2 protein-coding genes are annotated in these 1,255 nt (G+C 67.4%); one reads left to right on the top strand and one right to left on the bottom strand.

Annotated features, from left to right (window positions below; genetic code table 11):
* Positions 1 to 542, bottom strand: a 542-nt coding sequence (locus tag EOA22_RS09400; RefSeq protein ID WP_245478613.1) for a ComF family protein, incomplete at its 3' end; no start/stop codon positions are given.
* A 65-nt stretch (positions 543 to 607) separates the two neighbouring features.
* Between EOA22_RS09400 and EOA22_RS09405 the strand changes: the two genes are divergently transcribed.
* Positions 608 to 1,255, top strand: a 648-nt coding sequence (locus EOA22_RS09405; RefSeq protein ID WP_127389942.1) for a methyltransferase domain-containing protein, incomplete at its 3' end; no start/stop codon positions are given.

A 1,255-nucleotide genomic window follows, 5' to 3' on the forward strand; every position in this document is an offset into this window, starting at 1 on the left:
TTCACGCGCCGCGCCGCCGACGGGGCGAAGGGCAATCCGCTAAGTGCCGAGACCGCCCTTGCCAGTTCCGCCGACTGGTTGAAGCGCCGCCTGAAAAACCGCCGCCAGTGCAGCGGCACCGGCACCACCACATCCGCCTCGGCGATGAGATCGGCACCCGCACGCATCATCCAGCGCGCCATCCAAGGTGCCAGATCCGTGCGATCCTGGTATTTCAACCCTTGCACCATCTGGCGCGCAACGCCGGAATAGGCGACCGCCGCCCGCGCCCGCTCGAAAGGCGGCGGATCGGCAATCGCCTCGGCCGACAGAAAGCCTTCGCCCATATGGTGGGTGAACGGCGTACCCATGACAGGGCACCATGGCCGCTCCAGCAGCCTGAGCTTCGGCCAGCAGGCGCCGCACAGCACGCCCGGTTGCGAGACATGCCGGCGGCAACCGGCGCAGACCGGCGGAAACAGCATCCGCGCCGGCCAGCCGACAACCGACCGGGCCAGGTTCGTGATCCCGATAGACTTGATCTTGGGCATCGGATCGGCCACGTGGTTGCTCCTGCGCGCCACTATATCAACGATCTCGGAGCGTGGACAAACAAAGGATCTGCCCGTTGCAGCCAATAATGGATACCTCTCTGTGGCTGACGCACAAGCGGCGCGCGCTTGCCCGTCCGGTCGACGGCGCGGACTTCCTCATGCGCCGCACGGCCGAGGACCTTGCCGAACGGCTGGGCGCCGTCGAGCGCCGGTTCGGCAAGGCGGCCGTGCTGTTTTGCCAGACGCCGGCGGCGGCCGAAACGCTCGCCGAAAGCGGCAAGGTCGCCGACATTGTCCGCGTCGAGACGGATACGGCTTTCCTGAGCGGTGGCGATGCCGGCCTGATCGCACCGCTCGAAACCGTGCCGTTCGAGTCGGAAAGCCTCGATCTGGCGGTGTCGCTCTTGTCGCTGCAGGCCATGAACGACATCCCAGGCATGCTGATCCAGATCCGCCGTGCGTTGCGGCCGGATGGGCTTTTCCTCGGCGCCTTTGCCGGCGCCGGTACGCTTTTCGAGTTGCGCGAAAGCCTGCTTGCGGCCGAGACCGAGCTTTACGGCGGCGCCAGCCCGCGTGTCGCGCCGTTCACCGACGTGCGCGATGCCGGTGCGCTGCTGCAGCGCGCCGGTCTCGCTCTGCCGGTCGCCGACGTCGAGACGGTGACGGTGCGCTATGCCAGCCTGTTCAACCTGATCGCGGATCTGCGGGCCATGGGCGAGACC

Origin of the sequence: Mesorhizobium sp. M7A.F.Ca.US.014.04.1.1 (assembly GCF_003998745.1) — a bacterium.
Classification (GTDB): Bacteria; Pseudomonadota; Alphaproteobacteria; order Rhizobiales; family Rhizobiaceae; genus Mesorhizobium; species Mesorhizobium ciceri.